Source organism: Pleomorphomonas sp. T1.2MG-36 (genome assembly GCF_950100655.1).
In the GTDB taxonomy this organism is placed as follows: domain Bacteria; phylum Pseudomonadota; class Alphaproteobacteria; order Rhizobiales; family Pleomorphomonadaceae; genus Pleomorphomonas.
The window spans coordinates 315,430-329,887 of sequence record NZ_CATNLY010000051.1 but is presented as its reverse complement, the minus strand read 5'-3'; the positions used below and the strand labels follow the sequence as shown (position 1 = coordinate 329,887).

Here is a 14,458-nt window from a genome sequence, read left to right as displayed (position 1 = left end):
TAGAGTTTCGGGTCAAGCTCTCAGCGCGGCGGGGTCAATGGCCCCGGTATCGGCGGAACCGCCGCCCTCTCCACCAGCTCGTCGAAAAGGTCCGCCACCGCCTGCGCGTCCGACGCGTCGACGACCCTCAGCCCCGTGTCGCGCGCTTCGGCAAGGAGGGCGGCGTTCTCCCTCAGCGAACGGTCGATGAAGGCGTCGATCGGCGTGCGCTCCCCCGGGCCGCGCGTCTCGTAGGCGGCGGCCGAGCGCATCCGCTCGACAAGGAAGCCGTCGGGCGCGTGGAGCAACACGCCGAACACCTCGTTTGAGAGCAGCGGGGCGATGTAGGCCGGCCGGAGCGCCGCGCCCTCCAGCACGAACGGCCGCCCCGCCGCCCGCTCCGCCTCGATCATCGGCCGCACCTGCCGCCACATGTTCTCGTGGTGCACCTTCAGGAACCAGTGGATCGTCTCGGGCGTCAGCCGCTCGTAGAACTCCAGCACCTGTGACGGCACGCCGAGCCACGGCCGCCCCGGATGCCGCCCCAATCCATCCGTCGACAGCCCCGCCCAGCCGAGCCGCCCGGCCAGCCTTTCGGCCAGCGTCGACTTGCCGACATGCGACGTGCCGGAAATGAGGACGGCTTCGAGGGGGAGCGGCATGGAGACCTCGCGTTGCGCCATGATCCATAAACGGATCGCGAGGCCCCTTTATGGACCATTTATGGCCCATCGGGGAACCGGCAAGGTGGCGCGATGGGCGTCAGTCGGCAAGGCCGATCATGACCAGCAGCATGTTGTTGAGCGCCAGCATGTCCTGTGGCGAAAGCCGGCCGATCACCGGGCCGCATTTGGCACGCGGATAGGCCAGCACCTTGTCCACCATCACCTGCGACACGGCCTTGAGGCCATTGTCGGCGGTGGGTTCAAGGGTGAGGCGATAGAGCGGCGCGTCGGCAAGCGTACTGGTCAGCAAGGCGACGAGCACGCTGTCGGCGGCATCGAGCGCATCGGACTGAATGACGAGGGCGGGGCGCGGCTTGCCGTAGTCACCTTGCGCCGCCACCGTGACAAGATCGCCGCGTTTCATTCCTCGGGCCACTCAAACGCTTCGGCAATAAAGCCCAAGGCGTCGGCCTCTTCGGCCCGGCCGCGCAGGGAAAGCCCCTGCCGCCTGGCCTCGGCGGCAAACTCCGGCCGACTAGGATCAGGCACCCAAATCCGCAACTGCTTCATGCCCCGGCGCTGCTGTTGCTGCCGATAACGCTGAAACTTGCTCAGCCTGTCATCTGTCTGCTTGGGGCGCGGCATAGTGCCCTCCATAAGGTTGCGCACTACCTTAACATGAGAGTTGCGCGCTACCTAATCGCTATCCACTCCTTCCTGCCGGAGCTGCTAACTGTGATCTGCTACAGCCGCCATTGCACCTCTATTCGTTGGGCAGAGTGGAACTCAACTCCAGAACGGTCCGAATTTCTCTGATGCAAATCGGGGAGATATCAAGTGCCACTAAGTCGAGCTTACGAAGCCAGTCGCGAAGATCGGCCAATCGCATTTCTTTATCTGTAATATACTCGACAAGAGACTCTGCCGATGTCCGCGAAAGCCCCAGCGCCATCAAGTTGATCATTGCACCAGACGACCCCCCGACTTCAAGAAAAAGCGGAATATCAGGGATGATCTTAATGTATTGAGCCTTATCTGCGCGTTCAAGCGCAACTCTCAACAATGAATTATAACAAGTGAAATACTTTACATAACGGAATCTCAAATCTTGTTCGACGTTTTCCATAGTCTCCCTGATAATCGTGGCGACGCTTTTTTTACCCTTCTCCTTGGTCTGGTTGTAGCGAATTGCTGAGTCGATTAGCACCGGTAGGGCGTCCCCTCGCATCCATCGCAAAGCCAAAGGTGCAAAGAAAAAATGGCGTTTGTCCTTGCTGTCATACTTCAAAAGATATGTATGTATCCGCCTGAACGCTCTATAGTAATTATTCGAGACCTCTTTGAAATCGCCTAAGGGGTGCGAAGGGATCATCTCTTCCGGAGGAATCTTCTTGAGTCTTTTCACCATATATGTAAGTAGATCAAACTGACGAAAAATTGATACACCAATATTACTGTTTATAACATCGGTCGGAATATCAACTGTGGCCGATATTTGTTTAATCCGATCTCGGATTGAGCGAAGCGTCTGTGTATTTACTAATGAAATATAGCGATCCAGAGTTCGATCGAGGCGTCCAACACGTTCGTCGAGCACCAATTTGCCTAACGTGATCTCCAAGTTAGGGCTAACATCTGAGGAGATCGACGCATCATTCAAGAACATAAGCAGATCGTCGGCTTGATCAACAATCGCGGTCTTCAATGCCGACGTGACCGACACACCCCGCCCCTCTTCTAGCGGTCGATTCTCCCAGCTTCCGTAGTCAATCAGGAAAACGTTGCCTTCAAGCTCCTTACCCATCCGGCCAGCACGGCCGGAAAGATTCCAAAACGCGGGTCCGGATATTGCCCTACCCCTTCCCGTTGTCGGTTTAGAGAGGAAAATGTTCCGAGCTGGCAAGTTAAGACCGTAAAGAAGGGTACTGGTACAAATAAAATAGTGGATCTTTCGGTCGCGAAAATGATCTTCGAGCTGCTTTCGCAAAAGACTTGGCATATGCCCATAATGGAAACCAACGCCTCTCTCCAGAGTAGTTGCCAAAGCATAATCCTTATGGACATGCTTTTTTACAAAGCCGATCAACTCAGAGAGAGCGTCAGTCCGCATTTTGTCTTCAGGAAGATCAAGAGCAATCTTCAGAGCGATCTTCTCGGCATCCGATTTTCCTCCCGCGTAGACTATGCTTGAACCGGACCGTCCAAAGAGCAAACTGATATAACTCAAGCGATCAAGGTCGGTAAGTAACCGATTAGGAAGAGTAATGGTGGCAACCTGGACTTCTTCAGGATCGACCAAAACCTTAACAGACACCGTCGGTTCTGGTCGCTCCGTGTAGTCCAAGAAGAGGATATTTTGCGTAACAGGAGAACGCTTTGATATACTGGTATTGAATCCCTCTAGATCAAAAAGATCTCCAAAATAAGCGGGATTTTCTATGAGTGGGCCGCTAAAAATTAATTGAGATCGCTGCGGACTAGCGTTTATGCGATCCATAACAGATTCCAAAAGAACACCACGACTACCATCGCCAATCATCTGCGCTTCATCCACGATGACTAGATCAAGGTGAAGATTAGGACTCGCGATCAATAGTGCATCGAGTCGTTCTTGCGTTACGACATAGAGAAGACCGCCAAACTCACCCGGAGAGAGATCGACCGGAATACTCGCGATAGTTACATTACGGACACCATGCGCTGCCAGCGCCGCCGAGGCATCATCAGATACTTGATTGATCAACGCTCTAGTTGGCACGACATATGCCGCCGTTTTCACTACGCCGGCTCGAAACTGCTCGACCAAATGGAGCAGGAGAACATACGACTTACCTGCTGAAGTTGGGCCACTAAGAGTTCCCGAGCGTCCACCGGCGAGGAGCTTCCAGCTTTGAAGCTGGAACGGCGTAAAGACGTGCTCAGAGTCATCGCCGGTAGCAACTGTTTGTTCTAAACGACACCTAACAAATTCATGCTGCAGTGATAGCGGAGCATATTGCGGAAACGACGTGCGACCACCCGCCGTAAGGAGAGCAGGAAAATTTCGCAGGCGCCCCTGTATCATTGCAAAGAGGTCATTTGCGCCTGTCCCGGCCAACCGAAGCGCCGCTGTGGAAATTCGCTGAGCAACATTCAGGTATTGGTCTTCGTCGGTGTCAGCAAAAATGAGGGCCGCCTGCACGAGACGCCTTATAAGACCGGAATCAACCTTTTCTGAAGTGCTGAGTAAAGCTCCTTCGTACAGCTCAGCGCGAATATTGGCAGCTTCCAGCTGTGCCAAGTCGGCATGGAAAGCGTCCTCCATCCAAATCTCTGTCGCCAGTTCGCCTACTAAACTCATTTTGTCCCCCAAAGACGCGCTTGAAACTTAGCGCGGGCGTCGTCGACGGATGGGAAAGGAAGAAGGAAATATGAGAATCTAAGATGATCGAGACCGGCGGCTTTCACCTTTTTGACAATCATCTTACAAGCACTTTCGACGCGTTTGTCATAAGCCTCACAGAAAGCTGCTTCGCAGGCGCTGTGGTCCAAAGTCGAAACTTTATCGTATAGAACTGAGTCGAATCCAGCCAAGCATGCATAGCTTTCGAGAAAATTATTACTTTCAGGCTTGTATGGGTTAAAGTAATCCTTTATAGCTAGCTTCGCCATCTCATCTACAGCATCTAAATTAAGATTTGATCTTACGATTCTAACTTCATTTTCATACTTTTTAGGGTCACTTACATATGATGATATCGAAGACGATATATCGTCTAGTGCGGAATGCAGCGTCGAATGGAGCTTTGACTCTCCCCAGTACATAATTAGTTTATCGGACTCATAACCGAGGTGGATGCCATCAACTCCGTGAACAGGCATCTGTTGCGCTGTCTTAAGATACATCTTGCACGCTACAATAGGGGCCTTCAGCACCCACTCAATTAACATGTAGAGCAGAAGTTCACCTAACTCGCCGCTACGGCCTGTTTCTTCATCAGTTCGCATAAAAAGATCTCGAGCCTCAGTCATCAGTAAGACCCAAGGATCTAGTACACCCGGACTAGCCGTCATCTCAGCTACAACCTCGTTAATCCGAGCTCTTGGCATAACAAAATTGACAAGTCGCGCATGGGCAATTGTGATTAGGTCATCAATAGTCGGCTTGCTATCCCGAAGGGCGACGTAGAAAAAGCGTCCAGATATCTTTGTGCCTTCGGCTGTCCATGTCTTTTTCATGCAGCCGATGCGGGGCGTAAGATCGGGCGTCGTCGGCGACAAAAGGTCGACGATCTCTGCAGGAGTAAGCATATAGAGGCCCCGAATCGCGTTTGGCGTGTAGAAGGCCATCAAGGACCTGCATGCCGAAAAACGCAACACAGCGCTCGGTAGAGTAGTTAATTTCCGTAGGGAACTACCGGTCCTTCTTTCTTTTTTTGGTTGGATTCGTCCTGACCTGAACGCCACATCAGCACGACTTACTTGGTCTAGATTCGAGCGACACACCCATCGCTTATGCACCAAAGTTCCCTTCCTCTGCGCCTGAAGAACTTTGGGATGGAACCAATCTGCACATTGGACGGTTTGCGATCTTCCAGATGACATTTGGTTTCCATTTTTCTTCATCATATTTTCGTACAGTCGAATCTCTTGTGGCACCCAATCGCTCATGTCATGAACTCACTCATCCTAGGGCCTATCTGAGTACATCTATTGGGCGTAGTAATTTTTGCCGGGGCAGGTACCCCCATGATTAGCGTCCCCCGCCGCAACAAAATCTCCCCTACCCCCTCAGAAAATACAGCGTCTTCCTCGGCCCTCCGCCCTCCGTCGCCACGCTCTCCCTTGTGATCGCGCCCGTATCCTCCAGCGTTTCGATCACCTCCCTCAGCTCCCGTGCCCTCAGCCGGTTCTTCATCCGCGCCCTCAGCGTTTCCTGGCTGATCTCTCCCCCCTCCTTGTCGATGATACGCAGCACGCGGTTGGCTTCCGACTGGAAGTCGGTTTCGGAGATGTAGAGGCGGCCCATGCGGTAGAGGGTGCGGGCGGACCAGAGGGCGACGGCGCGGCCCCATTGCATGTCGTCTTCGGATATCCGGGGCATCACCGGGTCGCGGCCGCCGGCGCGGATGGTCGCCATGCGGACGGCCATTTCGGCGGCGCGGCCGATGAAGTTCTCGGCGTCGGCGTCGCGGTCCTGCCAGGCGAGGATTTCGCGCTGGAAGCCGGTGTAGACCGCCTCGGCGCCCGGCCCCCAGGGGATGACGAAGGGCTCGATCTCCACGTCCGTTTCGTGCAGCTTCGAGGCGACCACCAGCGGGTTGCCGCCGCCGAACAGGCGGCGCAGGCTTTCCGACAGCTTCTCGGGCACGACGAGCGGCGGCTCCTTCGGTTCGCGGTCCTCGGTGCGGCTCGCCACGGTGAGCAGGGTGAAGCGGTTGAGGAAGCCGTTGCTGACGTCGCCGCCATCCAGCGCCTCGAAGAAATCCTCCGGCGTCGAGGCGCCGTAGATGGAGAGCGACGGCGCGCGGATGGTGCGGGCCGGCGTCGCCGCCCATTCCGGCGTGGTCATCAGGCCGAAGTTGGTGCCCCACACCGAGCGCATGATCTTGGAAATGCCGCGCTCGAAGCCGGAGGCGCGCTTGGCGTTGATGCGCTTGAGGAAGGCGCCGAACTCGTCCATCGGGCAGAGCGACAGCGGCTCGCGCTCGATGAAATGGATGACGGCCGGCATGGAGATGAACTCGTCCGGCCCGATGGTGCGCGTCATCTTGGCGGCGGAAAGCAGCCGCTTGATCTGTTGCAGCGCGTGGTCCTTGCCGACGCCGGACGGCGCCAGCGCCAGCATGTAGAGCACGGTGGAGCTGAGCGTCGGCCCGGCCCAGAAGCGGCCCATGGCAGTGCCCACCAGCGTCAGCGCCGCGCCGAGCGCCAGCACCCGGTTGGGCCGGCGGGCGGTGGCCGAAATCCAGTCGACGATGTCGCCGACGAGGCCGGGCACGTGGGTCAGCGCGTCGGGGAACTCGACGGCGGCGCGGGCGCGCTTGGCCTCGTGCACCACCTCGCCGGTCGCCTCGTCGACCACCGCGCCGGAGCGCTCCTTCAGAAGGCGGCGCGGGCCGGCCGCCGGGCGGGACGGGCGCGGCGGCTCGGGGCGCGTATCCCTCGGCGCCTCGCGCGGCTGCATCCGGCCCGTCCTGAGGCCGCTGCGGATGGTGGCAAGGCAGGCCGGCAGGCCGTCGTCGGCGGCAAGGCCGCAATCCTCGGCGGCCGAAATGAGCAGCGACGTCGCCGCCGCCTCGCCGAGCCAGCCGGCGCCCACCATCTGCCCCAGCGCGAAGGCGGCGCGGTTGAGCTGGTTGTTGCGGCCGCCCTTGCCGGCGGCGCGAACGGCGTCGAGCTCCGCCGCGACGGCCTTGTCGGCATAGCGGCCGAGCCTGAGGTCGGCGAGCGGCGCATCGGCGCGCGGGCGGGGTTCCGGCCTGTCGGGCGCATCCGGTTTGGCGGCGGGGGGATCGATCAGCGCATAGAGCCAGTCGGGCACCGGCGGCGCGGCGGCGATCGAGCCGGCCGGCAGCGGCTGGTAGGCGCCCTCGCCGTCGGCCCGGAGCGCGCCGGGCGCCACCACATAGCCGCCCTGCCCGCGAATGTTGATGCCGCGCCCCTTGAGCAGCCCCTCGCGGTTGCCATGGGCGCGCCCGTCCGGCTGGCGGAAATAGATGTGCCGCCCGCCCGAGGGCGTATCGACGGCCGGCGCCGCCACGCCCCGGTTCACCTCGCCCCAGGCCTTGATGCCGTCGGCGCCGCCCTCGTGCCGGTCGAGGTCGACCACCAGCAACTGCGACCGCCCCAGGTGGATGGCCGGCATGGCGTCCGGCCAGCGCCGCCACCAGTCGCCGATGGCCCGGGGGTCGGTGGTGGCATCAATGCCCCAGCGCACCGTCGGGCAGGGCTTCTTGGCGTCCGGACCGGCGCCGCGCACCGGGAACACGAAAAATCCCGCCCGCGCCAGCTCGAGCGCCAGCGCCCGGTTGGGGGCCGGCGACAGGTCGGCGATGGCAAAGGGCGTCGTCAGCGGGGCCATGGTCAGGCAGGCTCCACCAGCCGCCGGATCTCCTCGACGAAGTGCGTTTGAAACGTTGTCAGGAAGGCGGCATATTCCTCGGGCGTCAGGCAGGCGAAATCGGTCTTGCCGATGGTGTCGAGGAACTGTCCGGCGCGCTGCGCTGCCTGCGTGAACGCCTTCCGCTCATAGAGGTCGAAGTCGCGCATGCGCGCCACCTGCCGGGCTCGCTCCGGTCCGCAATCGTTGCAGACCCAGATGGCCGGCATCCGACCGTCGATCGCATGGCCGATGCCGTCGGCCCGGCGGCCGCAGATGCCGCAGGTGGCATGGTGGTGCGAGGCAGGCCCCCTCATGGCGACGCGCTCCAGGGGCCGCTCCACAATTTCGACCAAAAATTGCGCTTCCATTTCTGGAACAAATAAGACAATATTAACTGGCCAGCGAGAACCCGGCGTTTTGCCGGCTTTTCGATTGTCGTTCCCACCATCGCGCCAAACGCACAGCCGAGAGGAGAACGACCTCTGATTGCAAGATCGACACGCAAACCGAGGGCCCGCCTCGAACTTGAGGGGCGCTCTCCCATACCGCTCGCGTTCCGGGCCGACGCCTGGTTCCGCGGCGACGGCAGCCTGATCGTCGAAGGAAAGACCAGCGTCGAAGAGGATTTGACGCTGATGATCGGCGCCCGCGGGCGCATCGACATCAACCACGAGGGCGTCAGGCTCGGCGTGAGAATCGCGGCAACAGACCCCGACCACGGCATCGTTCGCTTCCTCGTCCAACCAAGGATCGTCTTGTGATGGACAGCTTCCAAACCCGCCCGATCACCGCCGGCCAGGAGGCCGTCACGCCGCGACAGGCGATCGAGCTCGTCCGGATGCTGGCGGAGGCCAGTTTCGGATCGATCGGCGTCGTCAATTTCGAGTTCATTCCCCTGCCCGACAGCGCCCGCGACGCCGCCAACTGGGACCTCGCCTTCCGCGCCGCCCCCGCCGACCCCGAGCTTCTGAGCTATCCGCGCCGGCTGGCCATCCAGCGCGCCATCGATGAGGTGCGGGCCGTCCATCCGGTGATCCGCTGGCCCTGACGCACCGCTTCTGCCGCCTCGGGGATCGATCACGACCGCTCGCCGATCAGCGCCAGCACCAGGCGCCTGCTCTCCTCGCCCATGGCGTAGCCCTGGCCCCAGATGGTGTCGATCCGCACCTGATACTTGCGCAGCTTGCCGCGGATCTTGCAGACGAACACATCGACGATCTTCGGCTCGGCCTCCGGCGCCACCACGGCGTGGAGGTGCGGCCGGGTGCAGGCCCGCGCCCGCAACAGGCATTGCAGCAGCCGGCTTTCGGCCGGAGTGAGGCCGAACGCCGCCTTGCAGCTGGCGAGAAAGTCGGGTCGCTCCTCAAGCCGGATCGGCGCCGTTGTCGGCTTTCGCAGCCGTGAGCCGGCCGGCCAGTCGGCCTGCGGCATGTCGACGATCACGCCATCCTCCAGCGCCTGCCGCACGATGCCATGGGCGCTGTCGTAGGGGATCTTGAAGGTGCGGCTCAGCGCGCCGATCGGCACGCCCTCGTCGGCGAGGCGCACGATGGAGTTGCCCACGAAGGTGCCGCGCAATGGATGGCTCATCGCCGCGCTCCCTCGGCTGGAGCACATCCGGCGAACTTCGGTTCGCCAACGTGCTCTATCTCTTTGTTTTCACGCAGCTCCGGACGCAAAACCGGTTCCCACTTTTGCTGGAGCTGCTCCAGAGCGGCATCGGCAAGGTCCAGCGCCTCGTCGATGGTGAAGGCGCCGAGGCGATGGCCGCCGTGCGACACGGTGAAACGGGTGGTGAGTTCCAGAAGGCAATAGGGCCGGATGGCTTCCAGCACGCCGGCCGTGGCTTTCAGCGCGGTCATGGTCTTGTCGTCGGGCATGGGTTCGGCGGTCATCGTCACGCCTCCGTGCGATGTGGGGTGGATCGGGAAATGTCGGATGGAGGGAGCTAGGACGCGGGGTCCCATGGCCGGCGGGCGCACGCCGTCCGTCGTGGCGGCGGCGTCGGCGGGGCGACGGGGCGATAGTCCTTGATGGCGTTGCGGTCGCCGTAACCGTCGCTGCCCGGCTGGATATCGACGCGGATGACGACCGGGATGCCGTGCAGTTCGTCGCTGTCGGCAATGCCGGCAAGCCCGGCGGCGGCACAGAGGCGCCCCAGTTTCTCCTGGGCGATGCGCTGCGCCGTGGCGTGGGCATTGACGATGTTGAGCCGCTCGACGATCCGGCGGCGGCGGAAGTCGCCGGCCGTCACCTCGAACACCAGCTTCAGCATTTCGCCATTGCCCGAGGCGGTGGGCAGCACGGCGCTCTCCACCACCTTCGCCTGATAGTCGCCCTTGGGAATGAGGGCCGACGCGGTGTCGGCGGGCGCGAGCGTTGCCATTGCCATTGTCCTTGCCGGCGTGTCCGGGCGGCGCGAGGGAATATGGGGGAGGCTTTGCCGGAAAGGCCAGCCTCCCCCGCCCCACGACGTGCCCGTCGGCCGTCGAATTCCTGTTTGTTGGAGCCGCCCGGTCAGCCGGGCCGGCGAAGGTCATGCGCGAGGGCCGCCTCGACGCGCTCGAACGTCTTGAGCGTCATCGACCGGCCCGCCCTGAGGCGCGCCACGAACTTGCCGTCGTTGACGACGTAGCGGCCAAAGGTGCTCTCCCTGATGCCGCGTGCCGCGCAGTAGCACTCAATGCGAAGGAGAAGATCGGTTATCGGGTTCATGCACAGATTGTAATGGTCAAAATCCCATCGTGTCAATGGGCAAATACCCGTTGACGGGACGCTGAACAATGGGCATAATCCCACTCATGGAACAGACCTGGAAATCACGCCTCGAACTGCTGATGCGCCAGAAGGGCTTCAACATGAAGTCGCTGTCGCTCAAGGCCGAGCTCGGCGAAACCTACGTGCGCGATATCCTCAAGCGCGGGCGCGACCCCGGCGTCGAGAAGATGCGCGCGCTGGCCGACGTTCTCGGCGTCCGCCTCAACGAGATCATGAACGAGCCCTACACCATCACCCGCGAGGGCGACGACCACGGCTTTCGCGAGGCCGAGGCGCCCGAGCGCGTGCCGCTCGACGAGGCCAACGGCAACGGCTGGCAGGAAGGCTGGCAGGCGCGCCTGCCCGGCGGTTCGGCCGAGGTCGACGCCCGGGCCGGCGCCGGCGACGGCTCGTCGGGCCAGGTGCTGACGCTCCGGTCCGGCGGCATCCAGTCGGGCCACCTCGTCACCGGCGAATGGGTGGTGCCGCGCGCCCATCTCGGCGCCAACCCGGCCCGCGTCATCTTCATTCCGGTCATCGGCACGTCGATGCAGCCGATCCTCAACCCATCCGACGTCGTCGCCGTCGACACCACGGTGAGCGACATCAAGGACGCGGAAATCTACGTCATCGACGAGGGCGACGGCCCCTCGGTGAAGCGCCTGCGCCTCAACCACGACGACAATCCGCGCACCGTCGACATCATCTCCGAAAACGCCGCCGTGCCGCCCAAGCGCCGCCCGGCAGAGCTGGTGCGCGTCATCGGCCTCGTCATCGGCAAGTGGTCGCGGATGTAGGACGCCCGGGGTTCGGCGCCCGCTCCATCCTGCCAGAAAGAGGGCGCGGAGCCGGCTATCGAGCTGCGCAACGGCTCGCGGCGATTGCCGACAGTTTGAGCTATCCCCGAAAGACTTTCGTAACGCTGATTTGTAGCATCGGTGAGGTTCAACCACACGTTAATCACAGGCGCCCAGGTTTACCCTATTGGTATTTGCGTAGTTGGCATTCGGCGGAGCTGAAAACCTCGACACACCGGGGATGAAGACGCCTCGTTGGAATGCCGGAGCAGTCGCCCGCCGACCATATCGGGTCATATGGCCGGCGAGTGCTCCCCGAAGGGGCGACACACAATGATGTTCGACAGATTGATTGCTCTGAGCCAGGGGAAGACCCGCGAAAAGCGCCGGGATCTCCTTGTTTTGATCTCCGAGCTGTTCACCGACGGCGCGGAAAACTACACCGACGCCGAGACCCGTCTGTTCGGCGACGTTCTCTGCCGCCTCGTCGATCAGGTTTCGGTCGACGTGCGCGCCCAGTTTTCCGAGCGGATGGCGCCGCTCGCATGCACACCGCACGCGGTGGCGCTGCGCCTTGCCCAGGATGAAGAGCTTTCGGTGTCCGGCGTCATGCTGGAGCAATCGGACATCCTGACCGACACCGACCTCTGCGAGATCGCCGGCGCACTGTCGCAGGGCCACCTTCTGGCGATCACCCGCCGCAGGGGCCTCAGCGAAACAGTGACCGAGGTGCTGGCCGACCGCGGCAACGTCGAGGTACTCGAAGGCGTCACCAGCAACGCGACGGCGCGCTTTTCAGACATCGGCCTTAAGCGGCTGACGACGCGCGGCCTCGATCATCCCACGGTCTTGCGGGCACTGTCCAAACGGGCCGACATGCCGGCCGAACGGCTGGCCCGGGCCGTCGCCGCCTTCGACGCCGAGGCGCGCGGCAAGCTGGAAAACCTCGTGGCCCTGTCGCCCGATTTCGCGGCCCTGCTGGTGACCGAGGCAGCCGGCATCGCCCGCCAGCAGAAGCTGGAGCAGGAAAAGGAGATCACCGCCCTCGTGCGCCGGATCGGCCAGCGGCTCACCACGCTCGACGAGGCCATCGACGTCTTCGTGCGGGACGATCGGCTGGACGCAATTGGCGAGTTGCTCGTCCAGGTGAGCGGCCTTGAGGACTCGCACATCGCCAACGTGCTCAATCACGACAACGGCTATGGCATCGCCGTCGTCTGCCGCAGCCTCAGCATCGGCGACAAGGCTTATCTCAAGCTGTCGCAACTGCGCGCCAGCCACCTGAGGCAGCCGGCAGCGGCCGTCGACGCCTGGGTCGCCAACTATGCCGAAATCGACCGGCAAGCCGCCGACCGCGCCCTCTACTTCCATCGCATGCGCATGGCCGTGCTGAAGGCCGAGAAGAAGTAGGCGGCTGGATCGGACCCGGCGCCGTGTGTGCTGATCGCCCCACTTTCCTGAGATCCACCAGAGCTTCGCGCTATGGCAGGTCCATATCCGCGGTGAGAGGGCAGGTTGGCTTGGCTTTTGGAGCGCGATATCGGCCGATTGCTCCATCCTGCCTGAGGTCCTCGCCTGCGCAAGGATGACAACTTGATAGAAAGGGGAGATAGCTGGAATGCGCACCACACAGCGTGATGCCGCATGAGCGGCAAGCGTTTGGGACGACAGCGCAATGAAGAGCTATCCACCTAACAGATTGTAATCGTTATATATAATACTGTCATCCTTGCGAAGGCGAGGACCTCAGGCAGGACTGAGCGCAACGCCGATATAGCGCTCCCTCAACAACGCGTCCTCACCAGCCCTCTACTCGCCAATCTCAATCCAACGCCTCCAGATAGGCGACGCCGAAGGCGACGATGTCCCGTGCCTCGATGAGGCGACATTGCGCCGACCCTACCACCCCCTCGCGGTGCCGCCCCAGCGCCACATAGGCGGTGGCGATCGTCTCGACGGCGTCGGGCTGACCCTCGATGGCGAAGCGGTCGAGAATGCCGTTGGAATCGAAATCCTCAGCCCGCTGCCAGACGACCTGCCCGTCGGGGCCTGACAGCGGCATCTCGTAGGTGACGCGGCGCTTGCCGGCAATGTCGGCGATCGCCTCGGCATAATGCAGCACCGTGACCGAATCGAGCGGCGCCCCGAGAAGCAGCACCCGGCCGCCCTCCTCCACGAAACGTTCGAGCGGCGAGCCTTTCCCCAGCGCCTCGCCGAGCCGGTGCGGCTCGGTCAGCCTCGCGGCCAGCGGCCCCACCGCCACCATCGAGGCATCGGGATGGGCGCTGCGGCGGGCGCCGGGCGTGTCCGCGAGGAACCGGTTGAGCAGGCCGAAGCCGCGATAGGTGCCGGCGGTGGCCGGATCGAAGGGCGGCCAGGTCCGCCGTCCTCGTCGTCGAGGACGGCGCCGTTCAGCGTCTCCTCATAGGGCGATCGGTCCCACGAGGCATAGCCCATCAGCGTGCCCTCCGGCCCGACGGCGGCGCGCAGCGCATCCACTATCGCTCTGGCGCCCCCGTCCACCGGGCCGATCGCCTTCAGCGAGGCATGGACCATGACGAGATCGCCCGGCCGGATGCCCAGCCGGCGGAGATCGGCGGCGAGTGTCGCCTCGGTGTGCATGCGCTCCTCCCTTCTTGGTCGCCCAGTCCGATGATCGCGCCATCGCTACCCGGCCGCCACCCGTAAACCTCTCAGCCCATCGGCTGCCGATCAGCCCATCGGAGATAATAGGCTATTGCCCATTATGGTCCCGTCATGCCCGCCGTTCGCCACGGCGCCGATGATGGAGACCGCCTTGCTGACCACCGATGCCATCTGGTCGAGCCGCCTCGCCGCCTATCCCGACCGCCTCGACGGACCGGACCTTGCCGGCCGGACGGCGGACGTGCCCACCCACGTCGAACTGTTCGGCCGGGCCGGCGTGCTGATCGGCGGCATCGACTGCACCGTCACCCTGGAGCACGACGGCGACGACTGGGAGATCGCGGCCGTCGCCTACCGGTCGGAGTTCGGCGGCGCCGGCCACGACTTCGACGCGGCGCTCCTCAGAACCCGCGCGCCCGACGGCACGCTGGCCGACCTCGTCGAACGGGAAATCCTCCGCCTCGTCGATGCCGAGTACAATGCCCTCGCCGACGCCGCGACGGCCGAGGCGCGCGCCGGCTGAGCGATCC

Annotated in this window: 15 protein-coding genes and 1 pseudogene; 4 read left to right on the top strand and 12 right to left on the bottom strand. The window is 62.3% G+C overall.

What is annotated here, in order from left to right; all coding sequences use genetic code 11:
- Window positions 1–20 precede the first annotated feature (20 nt).
- The 7 genes from QQZ18_RS20815 to QQZ18_RS20785 all read right to left on the bottom strand — a co-directional run bounded on the left by QQZ18_RS20815 (window position 21) and on the right by QQZ18_RS20785 (window position 8,471).
- Window positions 21–641: a hypothetical protein gene (locus QQZ18_RS20815; protein ID WP_284542902.1), complete on the bottom strand. Its 621-nt coding sequence runs from the start codon at window positions 639–641 to the stop codon at window positions 21–23.
- A 100-nt stretch (window positions 642–741) separates the two neighbouring features.
- Entirely contained in the window at window positions 742–1,068 is a 327-nt protein-coding gene (locus QQZ18_RS20810) for a type II toxin-antitoxin system PemK/MazF family toxin (protein ID WP_284542901.1), read from the bottom strand.
- A complete protein-coding gene (locus QQZ18_RS20805; protein ID WP_284542900.1) occupies window positions 1,065–1,289 on the bottom strand; it encodes an antitoxin MazE-like protein in 225 nt (74 codons plus the stop codon). Before QQZ18_RS20805 ends, QQZ18_RS20810 begins: the two co-directional genes overlap by 4 nt.
- Window positions 1,290–1,407: 118 nt before the next feature.
- A complete protein-coding gene (locus tag QQZ18_RS20800; protein WP_284542899.1) occupies window positions 1,408–3,984 on the bottom strand; it encodes a DEAD/DEAH box helicase in 2,577 nt (858 codons plus the stop codon).
- Complete coding sequence (locus tag QQZ18_RS20795; protein ID WP_284542898.1) at window positions 3,981–4,973, bottom strand: HamA C-terminal domain-containing protein; 993 nt, start codon at window positions 4,971–4,973, stop codon at window positions 3,981–3,983. Before QQZ18_RS20795 ends, QQZ18_RS20800 begins: the two co-directional genes overlap by 4 nt.
- Window positions 4,974–5,406: 433 nt before the next feature.
- Window positions 5,407–7,707 (bottom strand): bifunctional DNA primase/polymerase, encoded by a 2,301-nt coding sequence (locus QQZ18_RS20790; protein ID WP_284542897.1) that lies wholly within the window; start codon window positions 7,705–7,707, stop codon window positions 5,407–5,409.
- A gap of 2 nt (window positions 7,708–7,709) precedes the next feature.
- Entirely contained in the window at window positions 7,710–8,471 is a 762-nt protein-coding gene (locus QQZ18_RS20785) for a DUF6511 domain-containing protein (RefSeq protein ID WP_284542896.1), read from the bottom strand.
- A 17-nt stretch (window positions 8,472–8,488) separates the two neighbouring features.
- On the opposite strand from QQZ18_RS20785, the gene QQZ18_RS20780 reads away from it, so the two are divergent.
- On the top strand, window positions 8,489–8,776 hold the full coding sequence (locus tag QQZ18_RS20780) for a hypothetical protein (RefSeq protein WP_284542895.1): 288 nt from the start codon (window positions 8,489–8,491) through the stop codon (window positions 8,774–8,776).
- Window positions 8,777–8,805: 29 nt separating this feature from the next.
- On the opposite strand, the gene QQZ18_RS20775 is transcribed toward QQZ18_RS20780, so the two are convergent.
- From QQZ18_RS20775 to QQZ18_RS20760, 4 genes are all read right to left on the bottom strand, one after another.
- Window positions 8,806–9,318 (bottom strand): winged helix-turn-helix domain-containing protein, encoded by a 513-nt coding sequence (locus QQZ18_RS20775; RefSeq protein WP_284542894.1) that lies wholly within the window; start codon window positions 9,316–9,318, stop codon window positions 8,806–8,808.
- Complete coding sequence (locus tag QQZ18_RS20770; protein WP_284542893.1) at window positions 9,315–9,623, bottom strand: hypothetical protein; 309 nt, start codon at window positions 9,621–9,623, stop codon at window positions 9,315–9,317. Before QQZ18_RS20770 ends, QQZ18_RS20775 begins: the two co-directional genes overlap by 4 nt.
- Window positions 9,624–9,676: 53 nt before the next feature.
- Window positions 9,677–10,114: a DUF669 domain-containing protein gene (locus QQZ18_RS20765; RefSeq protein ID WP_284542892.1), complete on the bottom strand. Its 438-nt coding sequence runs from the start codon at window positions 10,112–10,114 to the stop codon at window positions 9,677–9,679.
- A 131-nt stretch (window positions 10,115–10,245) separates the two neighbouring features.
- The gene (locus QQZ18_RS20760) at window positions 10,246–10,443 is read right to left on the bottom strand and encodes a hypothetical protein (RefSeq protein WP_284542891.1); all 198 of its coding nucleotides are present in this window, start codon (window positions 10,441–10,443) and stop codon (window positions 10,246–10,248) included.
- Between the two features lie 68 nt (window positions 10,444–10,511).
- On the opposite strand from QQZ18_RS20760, the gene QQZ18_RS20755 reads away from it, so the two are divergent.
- Window positions 10,512–11,282, top strand: a complete 771-nt coding sequence (locus QQZ18_RS20755; RefSeq protein WP_284542890.1) for a LexA family transcriptional regulator — start codon at window positions 10,512–10,514, stop codon at window positions 11,280–11,282.
- Window positions 11,283–11,615: 333 nt separating this feature from the next.
- On the top strand, window positions 11,616–12,692 hold the full coding sequence (locus QQZ18_RS20750; RefSeq protein ID WP_284542889.1) for a DUF2336 domain-containing protein: 1,077 nt from the start codon (window positions 11,616–11,618) through the stop codon (window positions 12,690–12,692).
- A gap of 412 nt (window positions 12,693–13,104) precedes the next feature.
- Here the strand turns inward: QQZ18_RS20750 and aac(3) are convergent.
- Window positions 13,105–13,904 (bottom strand): annotated as a pseudogene (gene aac(3) / locus QQZ18_RS20745) (aminoglycoside 3-N-acetyltransferase).
- Window positions 13,905–14,079: 175 nt separating this feature from the next.
- On the opposite strand from aac(3), the gene QQZ18_RS20740 reads away from it, so the two are divergent.
- Window positions 14,080–14,451, top strand: coding sequence for a hypothetical protein (locus QQZ18_RS20740; RefSeq protein ID WP_284542888.1), 372 nt, complete (start codon window positions 14,080–14,082; stop codon window positions 14,449–14,451).
- Window positions 14,452–14,458 lie beyond the last annotated feature (7 nt).